General features: G+C 71.0%; 19 protein-coding genes. 12 read left to right on the forward strand and 7 right to left on the reverse strand.

Annotation, left to right across the window (positions count from 1 at the left end; genetic code table 11):
* The first annotated feature begins 6 nt into the window (after positions 1-6).
* Entirely contained in the window at positions 7-507 is a 501-nt protein-coding gene (mobB, locus tag ACFFGY_RS14515; protein ID WP_377045208.1) for a molybdopterin-guanine dinucleotide biosynthesis protein B, read from the forward strand.
* Positions 508-632: 125 nt separating this feature from the next.
* On the opposite strand, the gene mobA is transcribed toward mobB, so the two are convergent.
* From mobA to upp, 5 genes are all read right to left on the reverse strand, one after another.
* Entirely contained in the window at positions 633-1,274 is a 642-nt protein-coding gene (mobA, locus tag ACFFGY_RS14520; RefSeq protein WP_377045209.1) for a molybdenum cofactor guanylyltransferase MobA, read from the reverse strand.
* Between the two features lie 86 nt (positions 1,275-1,360).
* Positions 1,361-2,746 carry an NCS2 family permease gene (locus ACFFGY_RS14525; protein WP_377045210.1) on the reverse strand — a complete coding sequence of 462 codons (1,386 nt, stop codon included), beginning with the start codon at positions 2,744-2,746 and terminating at the stop codon, positions 1,361-1,363.
* Between the two features lie 13 nt (positions 2,747-2,759).
* Positions 2,760-4,631, reverse strand: a complete 1,872-nt coding sequence (locus ACFFGY_RS14530) for an adenine deaminase (RefSeq protein ID WP_377045211.1) — start codon at positions 4,629-4,631, stop codon at positions 2,760-2,762.
* Between the two features lie 214 nt (positions 4,632-4,845).
* Complete coding sequence (fhuF, locus tag ACFFGY_RS14535) at positions 4,846-5,619, reverse strand: siderophore-iron reductase FhuF (protein ID WP_377045212.1); 774 nt, start codon at positions 5,617-5,619, stop codon at positions 4,846-4,848.
* An 83-nt stretch (positions 5,620-5,702) separates the two neighbouring features.
* Positions 5,703-6,347, reverse strand: coding sequence for a uracil phosphoribosyltransferase (gene upp, locus ACFFGY_RS14540; protein ID WP_377045213.1), 645 nt, complete (start codon positions 6,345-6,347; stop codon positions 5,703-5,705).
* A 334-nt stretch (positions 6,348-6,681) separates the two neighbouring features.
* Here upp and ACFFGY_RS14545 point away from each other — a divergent pair, with 334 nt between their 5' ends.
* The 5 genes from ACFFGY_RS14545 (at position 6,682) to ACFFGY_RS14565 (ending at position 17,838) form a co-directional block, all read left to right on the forward strand.
* The gene (locus ACFFGY_RS14545) at positions 6,682-7,641 is read left to right on the forward strand and encodes a glycosyl hydrolase family 8 (RefSeq protein ID WP_377045214.1); all 960 of its coding nucleotides are present in this window, start codon (positions 6,682-6,684) and stop codon (positions 7,639-7,641) included.
* Between the two features lie 740 nt (positions 7,642-8,381).
* Complete coding sequence (locus ACFFGY_RS14550) at positions 8,382-8,711, forward strand: hypothetical protein (protein ID WP_377045215.1); 330 nt, start codon at positions 8,382-8,384, stop codon at positions 8,709-8,711.
* An 8-nt stretch (positions 8,712-8,719) separates the two neighbouring features.
* Positions 8,720-9,511 (forward strand): cellulose biosynthesis protein BcsQ, encoded by a 792-nt coding sequence (bcsQ, locus tag ACFFGY_RS14555; protein WP_377045216.1) that lies wholly within the window; start codon positions 8,720-8,722, stop codon positions 9,509-9,511.
* A gap of 3 nt (positions 9,512-9,514) precedes the next feature.
* Positions 9,515-14,026: a UDP-forming cellulose synthase catalytic subunit gene (gene bcsA, locus ACFFGY_RS14560; RefSeq protein WP_377045217.1), complete on the forward strand. Its 4,512-nt coding sequence runs from the start codon at positions 9,515-9,517 to the stop codon at positions 14,024-14,026.
* Between the two features lie 11 nt (positions 14,027-14,037).
* A complete protein-coding gene (locus tag ACFFGY_RS14565) occupies positions 14,038-17,838 on the forward strand; it encodes a cellulose biosynthesis protein BcsC (RefSeq protein WP_377045218.1) in 3,801 nt (1,266 codons plus the stop codon).
* 109 nt (positions 17,839-17,947) lie between these two features.
* Here the strand turns inward: ACFFGY_RS14565 and ACFFGY_RS14570 are convergent, their stop codons facing one another.
* Positions 17,948-18,847, reverse strand: a complete 900-nt coding sequence (locus tag ACFFGY_RS14570) for a methyltransferase domain-containing protein (RefSeq protein WP_377045246.1) — start codon at positions 18,845-18,847, stop codon at positions 17,948-17,950.
* 152 nt (positions 18,848-18,999) lie between these two features.
* Between ACFFGY_RS14570 and ACFFGY_RS14575 the strand changes: the two genes are divergently transcribed.
* From ACFFGY_RS14575 to ACFFGY_RS14585, 3 genes are all read left to right on the forward strand, one after another.
* The gene (locus ACFFGY_RS14575) at positions 19,000-19,908 is read left to right on the forward strand and encodes a ComF family protein (protein WP_377045219.1); all 909 of its coding nucleotides are present in this window, start codon (positions 19,000-19,002) and stop codon (positions 19,906-19,908) included.
* Between the two features lie 5 nt (positions 19,909-19,913).
* Positions 19,914-20,171 carry a glutaredoxin 3 gene (gene grxC, locus ACFFGY_RS14580; RefSeq protein ID WP_377045220.1) on the forward strand — a complete coding sequence of 86 codons (258 nt, stop codon included), beginning with the start codon at positions 19,914-19,916 and terminating at the stop codon, positions 20,169-20,171.
* 80 nt (positions 20,172-20,251) lie between these two features.
* On the forward strand, positions 20,252-20,713 hold the full coding sequence (locus ACFFGY_RS14585) for a DUF1178 family protein (protein ID WP_377045221.1): 462 nt from the start codon (positions 20,252-20,254) through the stop codon (positions 20,711-20,713).
* An 18-nt stretch (positions 20,714-20,731) separates the two neighbouring features.
* Here ACFFGY_RS14585 and ubiG read toward each other — a convergent pair whose 3' ends face one another.
* A complete protein-coding gene (ubiG, locus tag ACFFGY_RS14590; RefSeq protein ID WP_377045222.1) occupies positions 20,732-21,430 on the reverse strand; it encodes a bifunctional 2-polyprenyl-6-hydroxyphenol methylase/3-demethylubiquinol 3-O-methyltransferase UbiG in 699 nt (232 codons plus the stop codon).
* Positions 21,431-21,548: 118 nt separating this feature from the next.
* Here ubiG and ACFFGY_RS14595 point away from each other — a divergent pair, with 118 nt between their 5' ends.
* Genes ACFFGY_RS14595 through ACFFGY_RS14605 form a run of 3 tightly spaced genes read left to right on the forward strand, consistent with a single transcriptional unit; the run spans position 21,549 to position 25,109 of the window.
* The gene (locus tag ACFFGY_RS14595) at positions 21,549-22,772 is read left to right on the forward strand and encodes an aspartate kinase (protein WP_377045223.1); all 1,224 of its coding nucleotides are present in this window, start codon (positions 21,549-21,551) and stop codon (positions 22,770-22,772) included.
* Between the two features lie 11 nt (positions 22,773-22,783).
* Entirely contained in the window at positions 22,784-23,890 is a 1,107-nt protein-coding gene (locus ACFFGY_RS14600) for an NAD(P)H-dependent flavin oxidoreductase (protein WP_377045224.1), read from the forward strand.
* A 49-nt stretch (positions 23,891-23,939) separates the two neighbouring features.
* On the forward strand, positions 23,940-25,109 hold the full coding sequence (locus ACFFGY_RS14605; RefSeq protein ID WP_377045225.1) for a helix-turn-helix domain-containing protein: 1,170 nt from the start codon (positions 23,940-23,942) through the stop codon (positions 25,107-25,109).
* The last annotated feature ends 94 nt before the right edge of the window (positions 25,110-25,203 follow it).

The raw sequence follows: 25,203 nt of genomic DNA on the forward strand, positions 1-25,203 counted from the left end.
GGAACCATGCGCATCATCGGCCTTGCGGGATGGAGCGGTGCCGGCAAGACGACGCTGGTGACCCGGCTCATTCCCGTGTTGAAGGAACGGGGGTTGAGTGTTTCCACCCTCAAGCACGCGCATCACGAGTTCGACCTGGATCAGCCGGGCAAGGACAGCCACAGCCATCGCCTGGCCGGTGCGGAGCAGGTCCTGATTTCCTCGTCGCGGCGCTGGGCCATGATGACCGAGCTGCGCGGCGCGCCCGAGCCCGAACTGGACTTCCTGCTGTCACGGCTTTCGCCGGTCGATCTCGTCGTGATCGAGGGCTTCAAGCGCGGCAGCCATCCGAAGCTTGAGGTCCACCGTGCCGCCAACGGCAAGCCGTGGCTGCACCCGGAAGACCCCGCCATTCGCGCCGTGGCCTCCGACGTAGCGCCGGCTGCTGATCTTCCCTGGGCGGCGCTGGACGATATCGGGCGCATCGCGGACCTGGTGCTCGCCTCCGCCTTGCCCTGGAGCCGCTGACGCAGCCTCCGACTGGGCGGCGTGTTCCGCGGCCACCGATCGCCTCGCCGCCAGCACGGGGAACACAGCCGCGGAACGTCCGGCGGTCCGCAACAGCGGGTCATCCCGGGCGACGCCGCGAAGGCTCAGCGCCGCTCGGTATTCGCCAGGAGGCGTTGCTCCGCCTCGTGCAGTTCCTCGGGCGTGTTGGCATTGAAGAACGGGTCCGCCCCGCCATCGTCCCAGGACGCCGAGGCGCAGCCGTGACGCGCCGTCCAGCGGTCGATCTTCCGTTCGCCTGCCCGAAGCGCGAATTCCAGATCATCGCGCAGGGCTACGGGCCAGAGCGCGGCCGGCGGATGCGTCCGGCCCGCCGTCGCCGCGCAGGCCAGCACGGTGCCGGCCCGGAGCCGGGCCGCGTGGAGCCGCGCGACGAAATCCATCGGCAGGAAGGGCGTGTCACCCGGCACCGTGGCGACCCAGCGCAATGCGGGCCGGTTCTCGGCGGCCCAGTGCAGCGCCGCCGCAACACCCGCGAGGGGACCGGGGTGATCCGCCATCCGGTCCGCCACCACGGGCAGTTTCGAAGAGGCGAAGCGCTGAGGATCGCCGTTGGCGTTCAACACCAGCTCCGCCACCTGCGGCCGCAGCCGCGCGACCACCTGATCCAGCATTGTGCCCTGGCCGAGAGGGCGGAGCGGCTTGTCGCCGCCGCCCATGCGCCGGGCCAGTCCACCAGCCAGGATCACGCCGAGCGTTTGCCCGGCCCAATCGGTCTCTCCTGACATGTCAGCCTGGTTCCTCGACGACGGGATGGATCGCCCCGCGTTGTGGCGATCCCTCCGTGGAAACGGTCAGCACGGATGCCGGGAAATCAGGTCAGGCGCGTCATCACCGCGATATAGGCGATGAACACGACGCCCAGACCCCAGACCACGCCGGTCACCTCCCGCACGCGGCCGGTGGCGAGGTGGAGCAGGATGTAGCTCAGTGTGCCCATGGCCATGCCGTTGATCAGGTTGTTGGTGAGAACCGTGATCAGGATCGTCAGCGCCACGGGCACGGCGTTCATCAGCTCGGTCATGTCGATCCGCGCCAGGCCCTGCAGCATCAGCACGCCCACCACCACCAGCGCCGGTGCGGTCGCCTGCGCCGGGATCACCGTGAAGACCGGCCACACGAACAGCGCCAGCACGAAAGCCAGCGCCACGGTGATCGAGGTCAGGCCGGTCTTGCCGCCCGCCTGAACGCCGGTGACAGACTCGATATAGGCTGTCACCACCGAGGTCCCTAGGATCGGGCCGACGACGGTGGCGGTGGCGTCCGTGGCGAAGGCCGCAGTGGCGTTGGGGATGGAGCCGTCCGGGCGGCGGAGGTTCGCGGCACCGGTCACGCCGATCACGGTGGCCAGCGTCGAGAAGAACTCGGCGCAAACGAAGTAGAACAGGATCGGCAGGATCACGAAGAAGTTCGCGAACATGTAGGAGAAGTCGAGCGCCATGAAGGTCGAGCTCGGCCAGTGCGGCAGGGCGAAGAAGGCGCCCGGCGCCTTGGTCATCATCGTGCCGTTGGGCAGGGGCACGAAGGCGCCGATCAGGGTCAGCACGGCGATCGAGATCACCAGCGCGCCGGGGATGCGCCGCGCCACCAGCATCGGCGTCACCAGGATGGCGGCCAGCGTCAGCAGCACCGAGGGTTCCCGCAGCGAGCCAAGCGCCACGAAGGTGCTGGAATTGCTCACCACGAAGCCCGCGCCGCGCAGCGCGATGAACACGATATAGGCGCCGACCGCGGCCGAAATACCGACCTTCAGCACCTCCGGCACGTCCTTGGCGACCTTCTCGCGCAGCTTGGTCAGGCTGAGCACGAGGAAGATCGCGCCGGTGAAGGCCACCATCGCCAGCGCGCCCTGCCAGGGAACGCCCATGCCCTTCACCAGCGTGAAGGTGAAGATGACGTTGGAGCCCATGGCCGGCGCGACCGCGAGCGGCAGGTTGGCGGTCAGCCCCATCATCACGCAGCCGAAGATCGCGGCGAGCGCGGTGGCGATCACCAGGTCACCCCGGTCCATCCCGGCCTGCGACATGATCGCCGGGTTCACGGCGATAATGTAGGCCATGGCGAAGAAGGTGGTGAGGCCGGCGATCATCTCCTGCGGCACCGAGGTCCCGCGCTCGCGCAGGCGGAAGAAACGGTCCAGCGGCCCGCCCGCCGTGCCTGGCGGGGCCGCGCTGGCCGGGCGGTTCAGCGTGGTGCTCATCGAGTTTGGCCTTTCACCAGACGACCGGGTGCGTCTGCCCGGTCTGCACATTCACGAAGCCTTCCGGCACCTGCTCCGACGGCGCCACCAGCACCCATTGCCAGGGTGCGCAGGTCAGCGTCGCGAAGATCAGCCGCTCGGGGAAACCGGGGAACCAGCGTGGGTGGAAGGTGGGTTCGTACATCCACTCCACCTTCTCGCCCTCGTCGTAGAGGTGCTGCATCTCAGCGTTCAGCTCCTCCGCCGGGCGGCAGGTCATCAGCCCGCCGACCTCGTAGCGCACGGTGGCCACGAGCCTGCCTTCGCGCACCAGCGCCCAGCCGCCGCCGATCTCGCGCAGCGCGTTCACCGCATCGGCCATCGCCTGGTCGCAGGAGCCGACAGCCCAGATGTTGTGCTTGTCGTGCGCGACGGAGCAGGCGAGGGCGGTGCCCGGCGTTCGCGGTCCGCAGCCGAGCCAGAACATGCGCGCCACGGCGCCCTGCCCGTGGAAGCGGTCCACGATGGCGAATTTGGTGACGTTGCGCCCCTCGTCGCGCTGCACCGCGCCGTCGCGCACCGGCAGCGCCATGGTGATGAAGCCGTCGTTCCAGTGGAACGGGCGCAGCAGCGCGGCCTGCGCCGTCTCCCCCGGCCCCGGGGCGGGAATGCGGAACTGTTCCGCCGTGACAGGCTGCGGGATGTTGACGGTGCGGGTGGCCCAGGCCGGCCATTCGATCCGCGGGACCTCACCCAGGAAGCGTGTGCCTTCGCCGACCGGGCGGCCGTCGGCCCAGACCTTGGCGATCTCCAGCGACGCCACGTCACGCAGCAGCACGATGTCGGCGAAGCGGCCGGGCGCCAGGCTGCCGACCCAGGGCGTCAGCCGCATGTGGCGCGCGGGGTTCAGCGTGACGCACTGGATGGCGATCTCGGGTGCCAGGCCCAGCTTGATCGCGGTGCGGGCGTTGTGGTCGCTGGCGCCCAGGCGGATCGTGTCGGACGCGCTGCGGTCGTCGGTGGTGAAGGCGATCTGCGACCAGTCCGCCAGCCCCTTCTGCAGCAGCCAGGGAATCACCTGGTCCATCGAGTAGGGGCGCAGCTCGGTGAAGATGCCGTGCCGCAGCTTTTCCCACACCTCCTCCGGGCTCCAGGCCTCGTGGTCGGAGGCGAGGCCCGCCGCGGCGAAGGCGTTGATCTCCGGCAGCTCCCGCAGACCGGCGCCGTGGCCCTCGACCACGCCGCGGCCGGCGAAGGTGGCGCGGATCATGCCCCAGAGGCGATCGTAGGACGGGTTCTCCGGGTTCCAGACCGCGGGCCAGTCCATGACCTCATCCAGCCCCGCCACCATCAGGCTGTCGCGCAGGAAGCCGGACTGCTCCGCCTCGCCGAACCAGCCGCCGCCGGACTCGTAGGCCGTGGGCGGCACGGCGGAGCCGGGCAGGGGGAAGATCTTGAGCGGCGAGCCGCGACGACGCGCTTCCAGCCAGAAGGGCAGGTTGTTCGGGCCGTCGACGTTGGAGAATTCGTGGCTCGCCTCGCAGGTCCAGGTATTGCCGCGCGGCAGCACCAGCGCCGCTTCCCATTCCGGCGTCAGGTGTGAGCTTTCGATGTGCTTGTGCACCTCGCCGAAGCCCGGAACAGCCGCGAGATCAGGCTCGTGGACGCGCTCCTTCACCGTGCCCGGAAAGCTTCCGGCCGGTCCGACATAGGCGATGCGCCGGCCGTGGATGACAATCTCCGCATCCTCGATCCAGGTGCGGGTATGGACGTCCAGCAGCCGTCCGACGCGCAGGCAGCGGTCGGCCGGGCGCTTGCCCATCGCCACCAGGGTCAATTCCTGACGGATCGCGACCTCGTTGTCGGCGTCGATCAGCAGATCAGCCGAGGGCTGCGACGTTTCCATGGAACCTCCCCTTGCGCGACATGCCGGCCGCGTCGCGGCCTCGGCCCGGCCGTAATGCCCGCGCCGCGGCGTCTAGCAAGAGGGATGCCGGAATGTTTCCGAAGGGAGACGAGCGGAAGAGGCCGGCGTGTGGGAGGGAAGTTACCCACAAAATCTGTGGAAAACCTTGGGGACGGTGTGTCGCGTCCCTGGCGTTTCCTGGCCTGCGCGAAGCCTAGTTCAGCGCGGCCTTTTCCGGCACCCGGTCGCAGGCGGACATTGGGCAGCTTTCGCCGCAGCCAGTTTCCAGCCCAGGAAGCATGTAGCGCAGGCAGCAGACGCGCCGGCGCAGCGTGCAGCCGAGCTCGCAGGAGCGGGGCTGCAAGGTGCGGTACAGGGGGTTCTCCGTGCCGTCCGGACGGCAGCGGGAACTCAGAAGCTCCTCGCCGCCCATATCAGCCCGGACGTTCCGCAACAGCCTGATCGTGCCGGCGACCCGGACGCTGACGTTGCTCCAGAACAGGCGCTCTCCCAATTCGCCGGCCTCCGCCAGAGCGCGGGCGAGGGGCGTCAGGTGGTGGTCCAACAGCGCCGCGCAGCAGCCGAAGCAGGAGGTCTCGGCGAGTTCCTCGCCGGCATGCGGCAGCTCGAAGCCGAGCGGCGTTCCCTGCGGGTCCAGCAGGATGCAGGCTTCCTCGATCGAGACCGGAAGCTGCCGGTGCAGCGCGAGGTTGGCCGCCACCACCGGGTAGATCAGCCGCAGCGCGTAGGCCTGGGTCCAGAGCGACACCACCGCCCGCCGGTTCCGGCCGGGATAGCGGGTGGCGTAGCGGTTCAGGACCTCCCGCAGGACCTCCGGCCGCAGCAGCTCGCGGCAGGGAAGGGCGCCGGGCACCGTCTCCCCGAGCACCAGGCTTTCACGCGCGAACTCCAGGGGCCCCTGCAGCAACTCCGCCAGGGCCGGGAGCGCCGACGCCAGCCTGCCGTGATCTGCCTGCGGAGTGGACAAGGCCACGAGCCTCCTGCTGCCGAGGCGCCCAGTTAATGATAATCGCTTGCATCATCAACTGGGTCCTGCGCATGGCAGGAAAGCTACTTGGTGCCGAACAGGCGGTCCCCCGCGTCGCCAAGACCGGGCCGGATATAGGCGTGGCTGTCGAGCTCCCGATCCACCGAGGCCGTGAACACCGGAACGTCGGGATGGGCCGCGGAGAAAACCGCAAGTCCTTCCGGGGCGGCGAGCAGGCACACGAAGCTGACCTGGCTCGCGCCGGCCTGCTTGATGCAGGTCACGGCCGCCGCGGCGGAGTGGCCCGTGGCCAGCATGGGATCCACCGCGATGACCTGCCGCGAGGCGATGTCTTCCGGCAACTTCAGGTAGTACTGCACCGGCTCGCGCGTCACAGGGTCACGGTACAGGCCGACATGGCCCACGCGGGCCGACGGTACGAGGTCGAGCATTCCCTGCAGCAAGCCGTCGCCCGCGCGCAGGATCGACACGAAGCAGAGCTTCTTTCCCGACAGCAGCGGCGCTTCCATGGTTTCCAGCGGCGTCTCGATCGTCACGCGCTCCAGCGGAAGATTGCGCGTCACCTCGTAGGCCATCAGCAGGCTGATCTCGCGCGCGAGGTTGCGGAACTCGCCGGTCGCGGTGTGCCGGCGCCGCAGCAACGTGAGCTTGTGCTGCACCAGGGGGTGATCCACCACGGTCACGCCCGACCCTTGTTCCGTCGACATTCCGCAATCCTTCCCGTGGCCGATGCGCGTCCGGTGCCCGCCCGGATGCACCGTTCGCATGAACCAAGCACCTCTGCCTGTCAAAGCAGGAGGTGGGACGCGAAAGCCACAATCAAATCCTATCTTGCTGCGTGCGAAGAAAGATCAGTCTTTCGGGTGGCAGGCCGCACCATTCAGATTCGCACAACCAGAACGTGCGTCTATGATGCAAATGGGATTCGGCTCGGGAGCTCTGGTTATCGCGTCCGTTCACGCAGCAGCATGGTCGAGGCGGCAGGCACTGCGGTGCCTGGCAGCCGCTCCCCTGTGCCTCGAGACGGCTGGCGCGGCGACCGTGGGTTTCCAGAACAATTGGCAGCGCTTCGCCGCCCGCTTCCTCGCCCAGGACGGACGGATCGTGGACACCGGCAATGACGGGGTCTCGCATTCGGAAGGGCAGGGCTGGGGCATGCTCTTCGCGCTGCGCGCGGGTGACCAGGACAGTTTCGAGCGCATCTACGCCTGGACCCGCCGCTACCTGCGCCGGCCGACGGACCGCCTGCATGCCTGGCGCTGGACCCCGTCCGCGCAAGGAGTGCCGGACGACTTCAACAACGCCACCGATGGCGACATCTTCATCGCCGCCGCGCTGTGCGAGGCCGGCAGCCGCTGGAACCGTGCCGAATGGCGCGACAGCGGCCGGCTGATCGCGCAGGATATCCTGCGCCTGCTGCTGCGGCGCGTGGGCGGCAGGATCATCCTGCTGCCCGGCGAGAAGGGCTTCGAGCGGGAGGCCGGCATCGTCGCCAACCCGTCCTACTACGCCTTTCCGATGATCCGGACGCTGGCCGCTGCACTGCCGGACCCTCTCTGGATCGACGTGGTGAGCGACGGGCTCCACCTGATCCGCGCCGCCTGCCTCGGCCCCGCCGCCCTGCCGGCCGACTGGGTGACGGTGTCGCGCCGCGACGGCAGCGTCGACGCCGCGGCCGACTGGCCGGAGCGCTTCTCCTACGATGCCGTGCGCGTTCCGCTCTGGCTCTACTGGAGCGGCATGTCCGAGGAACCGGGGCTGCTCGGACCGGAGGCGCTGTGGCGTGCCTCGGCGCGGCATCTTCCGGCCTGGGTCAACCTGCGGACGGCGCAGGTGAGCCCCTACGCGGCCCCGCCCGGCATCGAGGCCGTCGCCCGGCTCGTGTCGGGCGACGCGCCAGGCAGGGGCGGGAACGCGGTCGCGCCGCTGCTGACGGACACCATGGACTACTACTCCTCGGCCCTCATCCTTCTCACCCAGATGGCGGCCGATGAGCGCTGATCGGCGAGTCTCCATGCCCCCGCACCCTCCCTCCGCCGGCGTCCCAGGCGCCGCAAATCCGATCCTCCCGATGAGCGTCGAAGGAACCCAGCCGAATGTCTGATCCGGACGTTTCGCGCGTCACCGTGGCGCTGAATGCCCCGGGGCTTCGCTATCGCAGCTTCGGCAACGAGGCCGTGCGCCGCGTGCCGCCGCCCCCTGCCGAGCCCGCGCCGCCCGAGGAACCGTCCGAGCCCTCGGCCATGGAGGCGAGCGCGCCTGCTCCCTCGCTCCTGCAGCAACTGAGCCACCCGGCGCCCCCGGCCCCGCCGGCCATCCCGACCGCGGCCCCGCCCGTCCACGCCGCCGCGGTCGGGCCGCAGGTCGGGATGCCCCAGGCTGCGATGCCTCAGGCTGCGATGCCCCAACCCGGGATTCTCCAAGCCGGGATGCCTCAGCCCCTCCGGGCGACCGATCCTGCCGCAGTTCAGCCTGCGCCGTCCTTTCCCGCCTGGTCGCCTGCTCCGGCCACGCCGCCGTCGCCGGCGGGGGGGACAGTGCCCGGTGCCATGCCGGCCGTTATGCCGGGCGCCACGCCGGGTTCCATGCTCCGCGCCATGCCCGGCGCCATGGCGGAGGGTGCCCCGGTGGCGCAGCACCAGCGCCACGATGCTTTCCCCGGAAGGGCTCCGTTGGCGCCCGCCAATCAGAGCTCTTCGCATGGGGAAGCGCCCGCGGCAGCGTTCCAGGGTGGACACGGCATGCCCGTGGGCTTCCCGGGCGGGCGCATGCCGCCCGCGCCGCCGCCGCCGGTTCCCGCCTGGCAGGACGCGCAGGCGAAGCTGTTCTGGGAAGTGCCGGAACAGCGGGAAGCGCCAGCCACTCATGGCCGGCCGCCGATTCCTTCCGCCGAGCCGCGCTACGAGCTCCTGGAAGAACTCGACCGCACCATGGAGCACCTCCATGCCGGGGACGGCCGCGGGGCTGCGGCCGCCGCCAAGCCGAGCCTGTCCGAGCTGCTGCGTGGCGTCGCGCGGGCGGCCCCTTCCACCCAGCCGAATTTCAGCGCGCCTTTCGCGCAACGTAGGTAGGGCAAAAAATGCCTCTGATCTGCTTCGCCTCGCCCAAGGGTGGCGTCGGCAAAACCACCCTGTCGGCCAACATCGCGCACGAACTCCAGCGCAACGGTCGCCGCGTGCTCGCGATCGACTTCGATCCCCAGAACGCGCTGCGACTGCATTTCGGCATGTCGATGCGCGATGGCGCCGGCTGGTCCAACGGCATGCCGGCGCAGGTGGACTGGCAGAGCGCGCTTCGCTCCACCAGCAGCGGCGTCACCCTGCTTCCTTACGGCAGCCTGGACCTCCATGCGGCCCTGACGCTGGACGCCGCCGTGGCGCGCCAGCCGGACCTGATCCGCGGGCCGATGCAGGCGCTGCTGTCCGACCCGGACCTGACGATCGTGGCCGACCTGCCGCCCGGCCCCTCCGCGACGCTGGCGCTGCTGGCGCCGATGGCCACGGTGCTGCTCTGCGTTCTCAAGGCGGAGGTCATCAGCGCGGCCTTGCTGCCCGAGATCGAGAGCGGCCGCTTCCTGGGGCAGGCCGTGGGCTCCGAGATCACCCGGCGGCTGCGCGTCGTGATCAACGAGGTGGACATGGCCTCGCGCCCCTCTCGCGCCGCCGCGGAAGCCGTGGCGCGACATGCCGGGTGGCGCCTGCTGGGGGCGGTCACGCGCGACGAGGCGCTGATGGAAGCGCTCGCCTGCCAGAAGCTCCTGCTCGAGACGACGACACGTTCCCAGGCGGCTGATGACATCCGCGAGGTGACACAGGCCCTGTCCGAACTCCTGCCGCAAACGCGGCCCGCGTCCTTCCAGGCCTGGGGTTAGCCGATGAGGTCCTTGCGTTCGCTCACCCGGAAGAAACCCGTCAGCGTCCTGTTGACCGTGCTCGGCTTGGTGCTGGGCCTTCCCTTCGTCGTGGCGCCGCTGGATGCCGAGCAGCAAAGCTGGCTGGCCATCGGCGGCTTCCTGCTGTTCCTGATCGCCAGCCGGCTGCGCGGTCGGGGCGCCAACTTCTTCCTGGTGATGAGCTCCGTGCTGATCTCGGCACGCTACCTTTACTGGCGCCTGACCGACACGCTGGACTACTCGGGCTTCTGGGCGACCTTCCTCGGTACAGGCCTGCTGATGGCGGAAATGTACGCCGTGGTGGCCCTGCTCCTGGCCTACCTGCAGTCCTTGTGGCCGCTGGAGCGCAAGCCCGTGCCGCTGCCCGACGATCCGGAGCAGTGGCCGGTGATCGACGTCTTCATCCCGACCTACAACGAGCCGATGTCGGTGGTGAAGCCGTCCGTTTTCGGGGCGCTCGCCATGGACTGGCCCAAGGACCGGATGAACGTCTACATCCTGGACGACGGCCGGCGTGAGGAGTTCCGCAAGTTCGCCGAGGATATCGGCTGCGGCTACATGATCCGCCCCGACAACAAGGGCGCCAAGGCCGGCAACATCAACCACGCCCTGACCAAGACGTCAGGCGAGTTCATCGTGATCTTCGACTGCGATCACGTCCCGGTTCGCGCCTTCCCGCAGATGACGTTGGGTTGGATGCTGCGCGACAAGCGCATCGGCATGCTGCAAACGCCGCACCACTTCTACAGCCCCGATCCCTTCGAGCGGAACCTCGCCTCCGGCCAGCGCGTGCCCAACGAAGGCCTGTTGTTCTACGGCCTGATCCAGGCCGGCAATGACCTGTGGAACGCGACCTTCTTCTGCGGCTCCTGCGCCGTGCTGCGCCGGACGGCGCTCGAAGAAGTGGGCGGCGTGCCGCACCAGACGGTGACGGAAGACTGCCACTGCTCGCTGAAGATGCAGCGCCGCGGCTGGAACACCGCCTATATCCGCCTGCCGCTGGCCGCCGGCCTCGCGACGGAGCGCCTGGCGCTGCATATCGGTCAGCGCATGCGCTGGGCGCGCGGCATGATCCAGATCTTCCGCGTCGAGAACCCGCTGCTGGGGCCCGGGCTGAAGCTGGCGCAGCGCTTCTGCTACGTGTCCTCGATGTGGCACTTCATGTTTCCGCTGCCACGCTTCGTCTTCCTGACCTCGCCGCTGGCCTTCCTGCTGTTCGGTCAGAACCTGATCGCGGCCTCGCCGCTGGCCATCGCCGCCTATGCCGGGCCGCACGTGGTGCACGCGGTGGCCACCAACAGCCGCCTGCAGGGCTCGGTGCGCCATTCCTTCTGGTCCGAAATCTACGAGACCGTGCTGACGCTCTGGCTGCTGCCGGTGATGCTGGCGACGCTGTGGGACCCGCGAAAGGGCAAGTTCAACGTCACCGACAAGGGCGGCGTGCTCGAGGAAGGCTTCTTCGACCGTCGCGCCGTGGGGCCGAATGCCTGCCTGGCTGCCGTGCTGGCGGTAGGCCTCGCCTCGGGGCTCTGGGGCCTCTTCACCACCTCCTTCGGCACCTTGCCCTTCCAGGCCTATGCCCTGAACACACTGTGGGTGTCGCTGTCGCTGTTTATCGTGCTGGCCGGCATCGCGGTTGGCCGCGAACGCCGGCAGGTGCGTGAGCGCGCGCGCGTCGCCGCCGTGCTGCCGGCCGACATGATCCTGGCCGATGGTCGGGTCGTGAGCGGGCGCACGCTGGACCTGTCGCTCGGTGGCGCCGCGCTCGAGGCGGCGGCGCCGGAGAACATCGGCGACGACGAGCTGGTGACGATGGATGTCGACCTGGGTTCCGAGCGAGTTTCCCTGCCAGCCCGCATCCTTCGGTGGCAGAACAATCGTCTCCAACTGCGATTCGCACCGAAAGACGTGCGCGATGAGGGTAACGTGACGCGAGTTGTTCTTGGTCGTGCCGACAGCTGGTTGCACTGGGATGACGTCCGGCACGACCGCCCTCTGCGGGCGCTCTACGAGGTCGCCGTCAGTATCCGCGGCCTGCTACGGGGTGACAGCCAGCTGTCGCTCCGCCGCAACCGCAAGGCTCGGCAGCGCGCCGTGGCGCGCACCAAGACGCCGCCGGCAAGCGGATCGCGCCGCGCGGCGTCGTGGCTCCTCGCGATCGGCCTGGGCCTTGCGGCGCAGCACGCGGCGGCGCAGGTGCCGCCCGGGCGGCCCGGCGCCGCACCCGCACCGGCGGCCATTCCCGGCGTGCTGCCGACGCCGACCGCGTCGGCCCCCGCGGTGTCGCCCCCGCCTACGGCCTTCGCGCCCGACCCCGCACCGACGGCCACTCCTGCCGTAGCGGCCGCGGATAACGGTCGGCAGCGCAAGCTGACGCTGACGCAGCTCGGCCTGCGCTCGCCGATGCAGCTGCGCGGCCTGACGGACCTGCAGGGCGTGCTGTTCGGCCTACGCGCGGACGAGGTGGTCACCGACGCGAAACTGGTTCTCCAGGGTGCCACCAGCCCCTCGCTGATCCCCGAACTGTCGCAGCTGGCGGTGACGCTGAACGAGCAGTTCGTCGGCACCATCACGCCCGACCGCGCCAAGCCGAGCTTCGGACCGCTGGAATTCCCGATCAATCCCGCCTTCTTCGCGGACACCAACCGGCTGAACTTCCGCTTCACCGGTCGCTACGCCGTGGAATGCAACGATCCGCTCTCGGGCCTGCTCTGGTCGACGATCTCCGACCAGTCCTACCTGCAGCTGACCACCGAGCGCCTGCCGCTGCCGCGCGACCTGGCGCGGCTTCCGGCACCCTTCTTCGACGCGCGCCTGCTTCGCTCCGAGCTGGTTCTGCCCTTCGTGGTGGTGGACCGCGGCGGCACCGACGCGGCGCGGGCGGCGATCATCGCCTCCTCCTGGTTCGCCGTGCAGGCGGATTATCGCGGCGCCAGCTTCCCCGTGTCCGCCAGCCTTCCGGCGCGCGGCAACGCGGTGGTGATCGCGGTCGGCAACGACAGTGTCCCGGGCCTCACCCTGCCGCAGATCTCCGGCCCGACCTTGGCCGTAGTGGCCAATCCCAACGACCCGGACGGGCAGCTGCTGATCATCGGCGGGCGGACCGCGCCCGAGGCCGCCACCGCCGCGCAGGCGCTGGCCACCTCGCGCGCCACGCTGTCGGGTGAGGTGGCGCAGGTCACGCTCCAGGACGCGCCCGCGCGCCAGCCCTACGACGCCCCGCGCTGGATCCGCAGCGATCGGCCGGTGAAGCTCGGCGAGCTCGTGGATCCGTCGGAACTGCAGTCCTACGGCTTCGCGCCCGGCAACATCGCCATCCCGTTCCGCACGGCGCCCGACGTTTATACCTGGCGGCAGCGGCCCCTGCCGGTGGACCTGCGCTTCCGCGCCCCGCCCGGCCCGGTGCTCGACCTTCAGGTTTCGCGCCTCGACGTGTCGCTCAACGACAACTACCTGAAGTCGCTGCCGCTGCGCGAAGGTGATCCGGGCTGGCCCTGGAACCTCCTGCAGCGTCAGCTCGGCCAGTCCGCGTCGAGCGACCGCGCGGAAGGTCTGGCGGGCCTGCCGCCCTACCTGATCTTCGGCCTGAACGAGCTGCAGATGCGCTTCGACATGCGCCCGCTCAACCGTGGCGACTGCACCGCGATCCCGGGCGACATCCGGGCCGCGGTGGATCCGGACAGCACCATCGATCTGTCGCGCGCCTATCGTTACACGACCCTGCCGAACCTCGCCTTCTTCGCGGGCTCCGGCTACCCCTACACGCGGCTGGCCGACCTGTCCGACACGGCGCTGGTACTGCCCGACCAGGCGAACAGCCTGGAGCTGTCGACCACCATGGGGCTGGTGGGCCGCCTGTCCGCCAATGTCGGCTTCCCGGCCACTAAGATACAGGTGGTGCGCTCCAGCGGGGTCGAGGCCGCCGCGGACCGCAACCTGCTGATCGTGGGCGCGCTGAACCGGGTTCCGGCGTTCAGCCGCCTCCTGCACGACGGGCCGATCACCCTTGAGGGCAACCGGCTCAACGTCGCGTTGCCCGATGCGCTGGAAAACTTCCGCAACCTGTTCCTGTCGGACGACCGTCTGCAGGACCGTGAGCGCCTGTCCACCACGGTCGCGGCGCCCTCCGACGGGCAGGGCATGCTGCTGGCGGTGCAGAGCCCGCTGCGCAGCGGCCGCTCGGTGGTGGCGCTGACGGGCACGAGCCCGCAGGGGGTCGAGGCGATGCTGGCAGCCCTGCGCGACCCGGCGCAGCAGCCGAGGATCCAGGGCGACGTCGCATGGCTCTCCGGCGGCAAGGTGGAATCCTTCCGGATCAGCCCGTCCTACTCGGTGGGCGAGCTGCCGGTCTGGATGTGGCCGCAGCTCTACCTCGGCAACCGGCCTGACCTGATCCTGCTGATCCTGGTGGTGGCCGCCGTGTTCCTGGCGATCCCCTCCTACTGGCTCATCCGCCGTCGTGCGGCGCTGCGCCTGCGCACGCGCACTTCATGAGGACGAAGGCTTTGCACCCAGCACCGTCGCGCTTCGCGCTGGCCCTGCTGTCCGGCTGTGCGATCATCCCGGCCTGGGTCGCCACCGGCAACGCGCAGGAGGTCGATCGCGGCGTCCAAGTCCTGCTCGATCAGGCCAAGTACTGGCAGGCCCAGAACCGGCCGGATCAGGCCTTGCGCGTGCTCCAGCGCGCCCTGGTCTCCGCACCGCAGAACCCCGACGCGCTGGCCGCCGCCGCCGAGGCCGCAGCGCAGCAGGGGGACCGGCAGCAGGCGGACAACTACACGGCCCGGCTGCGTCGCCTGGCACCCAACGACCCGCGCGTGTCGCGCACCGAGACCCAGGTGCGCGGCGCCAGCGCCGATCCCGCCCGGATCGCGGAAGCGCGTCGCCTGGCGCAATCCGGCCACCAGGCCGAGGCCGTCGCGATCTACCGGCAGCTGTTCGCCGGCGGCACGCCGCCCGACAACTACGCGGTCGAATACTACCAGACGCTGGCTGGTGTTCCGGAGAACTACGCCGAAGGGCGCAACGGGCTGGAAAGCGTGGCCCGCAGCAACCCGTCGAACGCCCGCAACCAGCTCGCCTATGCCCAGACGCTCACCTGGCGCGAGGCTTCGCGCGCCGAAGGCATCCGGCGGCTGGAGCAGCTTTCACAGGATCCGACCGTGGGCGCACAGGCCAGGGCAGCCTGGCGCGACGCCCTGGGCTGGGAAGGGGCGAGCCCGGCCGCCGCGCAGGGGTTGGAGTCCTATCTCCAGCGCTTCCCCGACGACCAGCAGGCGCGCCAAAGGCTCGACCAAGCCCGGAACCCGCCGCGCACGCCGCAGGACGAGCTGGCCACGCTTCGCCAGACCGGTTTCGACGCGTTGAACGGCAACCGCGTCGCGGCGGCGCAGGACGCTTTCCAGAACGTGCTGAACCAGTCGCCGCAGGATCCCGACGCGCTCGGCGGTCTGGGGTTGGTGCGGCTGCGCCAGGGCCGCAATGCCGAAGCCCGGCAGCTGCTCAGCCGCGCCATCGCCGGCGACCCGCAGGACGGCCGGCGCAAGTGGGGCAGGGCGCTGGCCGGCGCCAGCGATGTCGGCGTGGTAAACGCGGCACGCTCGCAGCTGGCGCGCGGCCAGACGGATCAGGCCATCGCGGCGCTGGAACGCGCGTCGCGCCAGGGTGGCGGCGAGCAGCCCGACGCGGACACGCTGCTGGGCGACATCGCGCTGCGCCAGGGTGACGCCACGGGGGCGGAGCAGCGCTACCGCGCGGCGCTGGCCCGCCGCCCCAACCTACCGGGCGCTCTGTCCGGCCTCTACGACGCGCTGCAGGCGCAGGGTCGCTTCGCCGAGGCCGAGCAGCTTGCGGCGCAGCGCGGCGCCAGCTTCGCCAATGCCGCCGCGGCCACGCGGGCCGAGCAGCTGCGGGCCGAAGCGCAGCGGACCGCCGACCCGGAAGCGGCCGCGGCGCTGCTGCGCGTGGCCGTAGCCTCCAACCCGGACGATCCCTGGACGCGCCTCGACCTTGCCCGCGCCCTGGTGCGGCAGGGCCGCGGTGCCGAGGGACGCGCGGTGATGGACGAGCTGGTCGGGCGCAACGCATCCGCCGACGCGCTCTACGCCTCGGCGCTGTTGGCGCAGGAAGAAGGGCGCAGCACCGACGCGGCGAGCTACGTGGAGCGCATCCCCGTGCGGCTGCGCACCGCCGACGCGTCGCGCCTCCTGCGTACCGCCCAGACCGAGCGCGAGATCGCCGCGGCGGCCGAGCCGCTGCGCTACGGCCGGCCCGACCTCGCGCGGCAGCGGCTGCTGCAGATCGCGACGCGGCCCGATCCGACCGGCGACGCGGCGGCCCAGGCCGTGCGCGTTCTCGGCAATGCCGGTGACCGGCAGGGCGCGGCCGAGGTGGCGCGCGTCGCCCTCGCCACGAACCGCGCCGCGGGGCCGGGCGCCAGGATTGCCCTGGCCGGCGCGATGCTGGAGGCAGGCTTGGCGGCGGATGCCGCGCCGATCCTGAGCGCGGCCAGCGCCGACCCGCGCCTGAGCGCCGATGACCGTCGGCAGCTGGCCGGCCTGCAGACCGGCTTCGCCATCCGCAGCAGCGACCAGCTGAACGAGGCCGGCGATCAGGCAGCGGCCTATGACCGGCTGGCACCGGCGCTGCGGGCCAACCCGCAGGACCCGGCGGCCAACCTCGCGCTGGCACGCCTTTACCAGGGGGCCAGGCAGCCCGAGCAGGCGCAGCAGATCGCGGAAGCCGTGCTGCAGCGCGACCCGCGCAACGCCGATGCCCGCCTCGCGGCCGCCAATGCCGCCGTGGCCGCGCGGGACTCATCGCGTGCCGAGCAGCTCCTGGCGGAAGGGCGCGCCCTGACGCCGAACGACCCCCGCATTTCGATCTTGGAAGCCCAGATCGCGCGTGCTCAGGGCGACAGCCTGCGCGCCAGGGCCGCGCTGGAGCGCGCTGCGGAACAGCGCCGGGCACAGCTCGGCGTGTCGCCCGACCTGCCCACCGTCCCCGGCTCACCGGCGGCGACCACAACCGCCGTGGCGAGCAGCGGCGGCAACCCGTTCCGCACCGCGGCGCTGGCCGGCAGCGGCACCGCCTCGCTGCAGCTGGCCAGCAGCACCACCGGTCCCGGCGTCAGCGACCCGCTGCTGACCGATATCGACCGTCAGTTGGCGCAGGTGCGTGAGGAGGCAGCATCCCGCTTGACACCGAACTTCGCGGCCCGCTTCCGTTCGGGTAGCAGCGGCCTCGACAAGCTGCGGGAGTTCTCGGGCGGCGTGGAAAGCTCCGCCGCCATGCCCGGCATCGGCGGCCGCATCACGGCGCGGGCCCAGGCCTATACCTTGGACGCCGGAAACCTGGGCTCCGACACCGCCAGCCTGCGCCGCTTCGGTACCAACGGGTTGTCGCTCGGCGGCACCACGACGGCCATCACCGCGGATGCGGCGCAGCGCTACCAGCCCACCGACAGCACCGCCTCGGGCGTGGCGCTGGGCATCGGCTACACGCGCGACAACGTCAGCCTGGATGTCGGCTCCACCCCGCTCGGCTTCCGCCAGCAGAACCTGGTGGGCGGCGTGGAACTCGCGCCCGGGCTGACCGACAACCTCCGCCTGCGGGTGACCGGCGAACGTCGCGCCGTGACGGACAGCCTGCTGTCATGGGCCGGGCAGAAGGATCCGCTGACCGGGCGCAGCTGGGGTGGCGTGGTGCGCAACACCGGCCGCGGACAGCTGGAATACACCGTCGGCGATACGAGTTTCTACGCCGGCGGCGGCTACTCGAGCTTCGAGGGCAAGGGAGTGGCCGACAACACCCGCGTGGAAGCCGGTGCCGGCCTGAGCCAGACCATCTTCCGCCGGCCCGACAGTGAGCTCACGGCCGGGCTCGATCTCGTTTACTTCGGCTACGACAAGAACCTGCGCTTCTTCACCGCGGGCCAGGGCGGCTACTTCAGCCCGCAGAACTTCGTGGCGGCGAACATCCCGGTCGATTACCGGCAGCGGATCGGCAACCTGGCTTATCGCCTGGGCGGCCAGATCGGCGTGGCGCACTTCAAGGAGGATCGCTCCGAGGTCTTCCCGGACGATCCCGGGCTGCAGGCGGCCGCGGTGGCGCAGGCGGCGACCGATTCGACCAAGCTCGCCTACTACCCGGGGCAGACCAAGACCACCGTGGTGGGCGGCGTCCGCCTCGACCTGGAATACAGCCTGACGCCGCAGCTCAGGTTGGGCGGTCTGCTGCGGTATGACCGCTCGGCCGACTGGAACGAGACGCGGGGCATGCTGTTCGCCCGCTACCGCTTCGAATGACGCGGCCGCACGGGCTGCTGCCGCTGGCAACGTTGCCGGCTGCGGCGCGCCCTTGCGGGGCGCCCGACCTGGCGCGGAACGACGGGCGATGCCGCTGGCGGCCGTTCCTTTAGTGGGGGAGGCGGCCGGGCGGCGTTTCGCCCAGCTTGTGCTCCTCGGCCCCCAGCGCGTCGGCCAGGCGGACCGTGGCGCTTCCCGGCCGCGCGGGTTGCTGCTGGGTCGGCGCGGGCGCCCAGCCCGTCAGGGTCAGCAGCCGCAGCGTGACGCTGATCTGCCCCTGCTCATCCTGCATCTGCGCGAGGGTGGCGGGCAGCAGGGCGCGGGGCGGCACGCCAGGTGCGCGCGCCAGCACGGCGTTGCTTTCGCCCGCGGCCTGGAGGTCGCGCAGCAGCCCTATCGGCGAGCGATAGGCCAGAGTCATGGTTTCCGCATCCGCCACTGGCAACGCGAAGCCGGCGCGCTGCAGCAGCGCGGCGCCGTCCGAAATCTCCGGAAAGGGCGAGACGCGGGGGGACACGCCGCCCCGCTGCTCGTGCTCGGCGGTCGCCAGGGCTTCGCGCAGGTTCTGCAGCGTTCCCAGCGCCGGCAGGCTGGCCAGCAGCAGTCCGTCGGGACGCAGCGCCTGGCGCAGCTGGATCAGGGCGCCGGGCAGGTCGTTGACCCAGTGCAGCGACAGGTTCGCCACGATCAGGTCGAAGCTGCCGGGCGCGAAGGGAAGCCATTCCTCGTCGCCCGCCACGGGATGGCCGCCGGCGATCCGGGCCATCGCCGGGGCGAGGTCGAGCGAGACCACGTGTTCCACGCCGCGCTGCCGCAGCCGCGGCGCCACGACCCCGCGCCCGCCCAGGTCCAGCGCGTGCCGGAAGCGCAGGGTGATGTCGTCCAGCCGGTCGAGCAGCCGGTCCGCCGCGTCCTCCAGAACCGGCAGGACCCGCTCGACGCGCTGCGCCGCCCGCGCGCGGCGCAGCGCGAGAAGGTGGCGGTCAAAGATCATGTGCGCGGAAGCCATGGTGCCGAGATGGCGCAGCGGGCGGGGCGGCGCCAGGGGGGCGGGCGTCACCGGTCGGGAAATCCGGTTCCGGACCGCCCGAAGCTGCTGGTAAGGCCAGCGCTGCGGCGGGCACCGCCGGAAGCCCGGTTCCCTCGCGCGGGAGCGGCGCGATGAGCTTACGCTTCCGGTCCGTCATCGCCTCGCTTTCGGGCAGCGGGGGCAGCGCGGTGCCGCTCGAAGCGCTGCGCCGGGGCGGGCGTCTGGTTGGCAGGGCCGGCGCGCGGGTCATCGACGCCGTTCTCCCGCCGACGTGCCTTGCCTGCCGGCAGATCGTTTCGGATCACGGGAGCCTTTGCGCCGACTGCTTTCGCGGCCTGCACGTCATCGTGCCACCCTTCTGCGACGCCTGCGGCGTGCCGCTGCAGCACGAAGGGCAGGGGGTGAAGGAAGACCTGTTCTGCCTATGCCCGCGCTGTGCCGACGCCGCGCTGCCCTTTGGGCGCGGTCGCTCGGCCTTCCTGTACGACGGGGGCTCGAAGCGCCTCCTGCTGCCCTTCAAGCATGGTGACCGGCCGGAACTCGCCCGCCCGATCGCGCGCCACATGGCCCGGGCCGGTCAGGAACTCCTCGACGCGGCGGACCTGCTGGTGCCGGTGCCGCTGCACTGGCGGCGGCTGCTGCGGCGCCGCTACAACCAGGCGGCGCTCCTGGCGGCCGAGCTTTCCCGGCTCAGCGGCAAGCCCTGGCTGCCCAACGGGTTGCGGCGATGCAGGCCCACCACTTCGCTGGGCGGCCTGAACCCGTCGCAGCGGGCCAGCGCGGTTTCCGGTGTCTTCGCCCTGCATCGCCGGGCCGCGGGAGCGGTCCATGGCAGGCGAATCCTGCTGGTGGACGACGTCCTCACCACCGGGGCGACCGCCGGCGCCTGCGCGGAGGTCCTGCTCCTCGCGGGTGCCGCCGGGGTGGACGTGCTGGCCGCGGCGCGTGTGCCCGATCCGCAACTGCGGGAGGCTGAACGTGGCAACATGCCTCCGCCACGCGCAGAGCGCTTGACCGGATCACGGAGCGACCCGAATTGAGCAACATGGCCAAGGTCGAGATCTATACCACCCCATTCTGCCCCTACTGCTCGCGCGCCAAGATGCTGCTGAGCCGTAAGGGCGCCTCCTTCGAGGAGATCGACGCGCCGAACGGGTCCGAAGCCCGTCAGGCCGCGGTGTCGCGCTCGGGCGGCAGGACCACCGTGCCGCAGATTTTCATCGATGGTGCCGCGATCGGCGGCTGTGACGACCTGTTCGCGCTGGACCGCGCCGGCAAGTTGGACGCTTTGCTGGCCGCCTGACCTGCCGGACGACGGCCCTCCGGCCGGACGCCGTGTGGCCGCCCCGATGGGCGGCGCCGGCAACGAAAGATGGAACAAGGATGATTCACTACCAGCTGCGTTGCGATGCCGGACACGAGTTCGACGGCTGGTTCCACAGCAGCACCGGCTTCGAGAAGATGGCCGCCGCCGCCCTGGTTGAATGCCCGGTCTGCGGTACGACGGAGGTGTCCCGTGCCCTGATGGCGCCGGCCCTGGCGAAGGGCAGGGCCGAGCCCGCCGCAACGCCGGAGCCGGCTCCGGAAAGCGAGTCGCGGCAGCAGATCGCCGCCGGGCCGATGCCGGCGCAGATGCTGGCGCTGCTGCAGCGGCTGCGGGCCGAGGTCGAGCAGAACTGCGACCACGTCGGCGCCGACTTCGCCGAGGAGGCCCGGCGCATGCATGCGGGCGAGAGCGAACGGCGCGGGATCTACGGTGAGGCGACCGAGGCCGAGGCGGAGGCGCTGCTGGACGACGGCATCGAGATCGCCCGTATCCCCTGGGTACCCCGCTCGGACGGCTGAGGCCGCCGCCCGGCGCCGTCAGTCCCTGCGGGCCATCAGGATGTAGTTGATCCCGACGTCGCGCGTCGCCTTCCAGCGGCGCTCGATCGGGCTGAAGCTCATGCCCGCGATGTCGGTCACGCGCAGCCCGACCTGCCGCAGTTCCGCGCCGAGTTCGGCCGGGGACACGAACTTGCGCCAGTCATGGGTGCCGCGCGCCAGCAGGCGGAACACGTATTCCGCGCCGAGCTTGGCCATCACGAAGGAGCGCGGGGTCCGGTTCAGCGTGGACAGGAACACCGCGCCGCCGGGCCGGGTCCGAGCCGCCAGGGCGCGCAGGAAGTCCGGACGGTGGTCGACGTGCTCCACGACCTCCAGCGACACCACCGCGTCCCACTCGCCTTCCAGCGCTTCCGGCGGCGCGCAACGGTAGTCGATGGGCAGGCCCGAGCCCTCCGCGTGCTGCCGGGCCACCGCGAGGGCTTCCACGGACGCGTCGATCGCGGTGACCTCGGCCCCGCGGCGCGCCAGGGCCTCGGCGGCGAGGCCGGCGCCGCAGCCCACGTCCAAGATCCGCAATCCGCTGAGGTCACCCCCGGGCGCCAGCCGCTCGGCGATCCAGCCGCAGCGCAGCGGGTTCATCGCGTGCAGCGGCGCCATGGGACCCCTCGGGTCCCACCAGCGCGCCGCCAGGGCATCGAACTTGCGGATCTCATCGGGCCGCGCCGTGCCGGACATGCTGTGCTCCAGTTTACGCGAGGTGGAGGTTGCAGCCTCCCCGCCTCACCGGTATCTGTCCCGACCCTTCGCGGCACGCAACCGGCGGCCGCCCAGAAACCGGAACACGCCCGGCACCATGGCCCGCATCGTGATGAAGTTCGGCGGCACCTCCGTCGCCGACCTGGACCGTATCCGCAACGTCGCCCGCCGCGTGAAGCGCGAGGTCGAGGCCGGCCACGAGGTCGCCGTGGTGGTGTCCGCCATGTCGGGCGCTACCAACCAGCTGGTGGCCTGGTGCACGCAGCTCTCGCCGCTGCACGACGCGCGGGAATACGACACCGTGGTCGCGACCGGGGAGCAGGTGACCACCGGCCTCACTGCCATCGCGCTGCAGACCGAGGGCGTGGACGCCCGTTCCTGGCAGGGCTGGCAGATCCCCATCCGCACCGACGGCTCGCACGGCAAGGCCCGCGTCGAGGAAATCGACGGCGCCGCGCTGATCGAGCGCATGCAGGCAGGCCAGGTGCCGGTGATCGCGGGCTTCCAGGGCATCGGCCCGCGCGAGCGCATTACCACGCTGGGCCGTGGCGGTTCCGACCTGTCGGCGGTGGCGATCGCGGCCGCGGTGAAGGCGGATCGCTGCGACATCTACACCGACGTGGACGGCATCTACACCACCGACCCCCGCATCGTGCCGCGCGCCCGCAAGCTGGAGCGCGTGAGCTTCGAGGAAATGCTGGAACTCGCCTCGGTGGGTGCGAAAGTGCTGCAAACGCGCTCGGTCGAGCTCGCGATGAAGCAGAAGGTTCGGGTGCAGGTGCTGTCCTCCTTCGAGGACAAGCCTGGCTCCCTCGTGGTCGATGAGGACGAAATCGTGGAACAGCCCGTTGTGACCGGCGTCGCCTATTCGCGCGACGAGGCCAAGATCACCCTTCGCCGCCTGCCGGACACGCCGGGCATCGCGGCGCACGTCTTCGGGCCGCTCTCGGCCAACAACGTGAACGTGGACATGATCGTCCAGAACCTGGGCGCCGACGGCACCACGGACATGACCTTCACGGTGGGCAAGGCCGACCTGCCGCGCGCCCAGGAAACACTCAACGCCGCGCGTGATAAGATCGGCTTCGAGAAGATCCTGGCCGATCCCGAGGTCGCCAAGATCTCCATCGTGGGCATCGGCATGCGCTCGCACGCGGGCGTCGCCGCCACGATGTTCAACACGCTGGCCGAGAAGGGCATCAACATCCAGGTCATCTCCACCAGCGAGATCAAGACCAGCGTGCTGATCGGCGTGGAATACACCGAACTTGCGGTGCGCGCCCTGCACACCGCCTACGGCCTCGACGCGCCGGCAAACTGAAAGCCACTTCTATGGACGCGCTGACGCCCACCCAGACTCCTGCCGCTGATCCCGCAGCCCCCGATGCCATGGCGGTGGCCGAGCTCGACCGGCTGATGGAGCGCGGCGCGCGCTTCTTCGGCTCGCGCTGGGCGATCCTGGGCGGGGCGATGAGCTGGGTGAGCGAGCGCAACCTGGTGGCGGCACTGAGCGAGGCCGGTGCCTTCGGCGTGCTGGCCTGCGGCGCGATGGAGCCGCCGCGCCTGGCGGAGGAGATCGCGGCCACCCAGGCGCTGACGAAGAAGCCCTTCGGCGTGAACCTGATCACCATGCACCCGCGCCTCGATGAGCTGGTGCAGGTCTGCCTCGACGCCGGCATCAGCCACATCGTCTTCGCCGGCGGCATCCCGCCCGGCCCCGCGATCCGCAAGGCCAAGGATGGCGGCGTGAAGGTGGTCTGCTTCGCCCCGGCGCTGGCGCTGGCCAAGAAGCTCGTGCGCTCGGGCGCCGACGCGCTGGTGATCGAGGGCAGCGAGGCGGGCGGCCATATCGGCCCGGTGTCGCTGAACGTGCTGGCGCAGGAAATCCTGCCGCATATCCGCGACGTGCCGGTGTACGTTGCCGGCGGCATCGGACGTGGCGAGGCGATCCTCTCCTATCTCGAAATGGGGGCTGCCGGCGCGCAGCTCGGCACCCGCTTCGTGTGTGCCAGCGAGAGCATCGCCCACCCACGCTTCAAGCAGGCCTTCCTGCGCGGCGCGGCGCGCGACGCCCTGCCCACGGTTCAGCTCGACGAGAACTTTCCCGTGATCCCGGTGCGCGCCCTGCAGAACACCGGCACCAAGCTCTTTCTCCAGCACCAGGCCGAGGTCATCCGCCGCTTCCGGGCCGGGGAGCTGACCAAGGAGGCCGCGCAGCTCGACATCGAGCATTTCTGGGCCGGTGCCCTGCGTCGCGCCGTGATGGAGGGCGACGTCGAGAACGGCTCGGTGATGGCCGGCCAGTCCGTCGGCATGGTGTCGCGCGAGGAGCCGGCCGCGGCCATCGTGGCGGAGCTGGTGGCCCAGGCCGCGGCCGCCATTTCGGCCCGCGGAGTTTCGGCGGGCGGGGGGTTTGCCGCCGCCGGTGCGGCACGATAGGTCTCGGCTCTTGCCCGATGACGTGACGCGCATGCCCAGGAATACCGCCATGATCTCCGCCGAAGCCGCCCGGGTCGGAGAGGAACTGCGTGCCTCGCGCCTGGCGCTCGGCGTCAGCATCGAGGAGATGGCCGACCATCTCCGCATCAACCGCCGCTACCTCGCGGCCATCGAGGAAGGGCGCGGGGACAACCTTCCGGCCCCGGCCTACGCGCTGGGTTTCGTGCGTTCCTATGCGCAGGCGATGGGGCTCGACGCGGCGGAGCTCACCCGCCGCTTCCGCGACGGCGTGGCGCCGGGGGCGGCCGCCCGCACCGACCTGGTGTTTCCGGAACCCGTCCCCAAGCGCGGGGTGCCCGCGGGTGCGGTGATCCTGATCGGCGGCGTGCTGGCGATCGGCAGCTATATCGCCTGGTGGGAATGGACCGGCTCGAACAATCGAACGGTGGACGAGGTGCAGGAGCCGCCCGCACGGCTGGAAACCGCGCAGCGCGACGCGGCGCCGGTTGTGCCGCCCAGCCTCGGCCAGACGACGCCCGCCCCGGGCGCTGCCGGCACCCCGGCGGCCGCGGTTCCGCCCGCTGGGTCCCCGGCGCCGGGGCCAGCCGGCGTGCCGGCGACCGGCGCCGGACGCGGGGCCGTCACGCCGCAGCCTTCCCCCAGCGCAACCGTTGCGCAGCCCCCCGCGGGCACGAACCCGCCGCAAACGCCGGCGGGCGCTAACCTGCCGCAATCCACGGTGGCCGCGAACGCACCGCAGGGCCGGCCAACTCCGGGAGCGCCGACGCAGCCCGCCCAGGGCGGCGCACCCGCGCCAGTCGGTCCGGCACCCACCGCCGGCACGCCGGCCGGCCCCGCCGCGCCGGCGCAGACGGCGGCGCCGGCCGCGCCCACGACGCCCGCGGCGCCGGTGCAGGTGGAAGGCCAGGGCAGGATCGTCCTGCGCGCCGCCCAGGGGCAGGGTCCCGGCGCCGAGGAAGGCTCCTGGGTCCAGGTGCGGGCCAAGGGGTCCAGCCGGCCGCTCTTCAGCCGCGTGCTGCGCCCGGGCGAGAGCTACAGCGTGCCGATGGGGGAGGGCATGACCCTGACCACCGGCAAGGCGGAAGCCCTGGAAATCACGGTGGACGGCCAGGCGAGCTCGGCACTCTCCGGCCGGACCGGCGTGGTGCGTGACCTCTCGCTCGATCCGGAGCGTCTCCGCGCCTCCGCCCCCGGCTGAAGCCCGGCCGCGCAGGGCTGGCCAGCCACTCTGCGCGGTTCCTCAGGCCCGGTTTCCGGGCTAAGGCTTGGCCGGAAGGCCCGTGGGCGCCATA

This window comes from Roseomonas elaeocarpi (assembly GCF_042433915.1).
Lineage (GTDB): Bacteria > Pseudomonadota > Alphaproteobacteria > Acetobacterales > Acetobacteraceae > Roseomonas > Roseomonas elaeocarpi.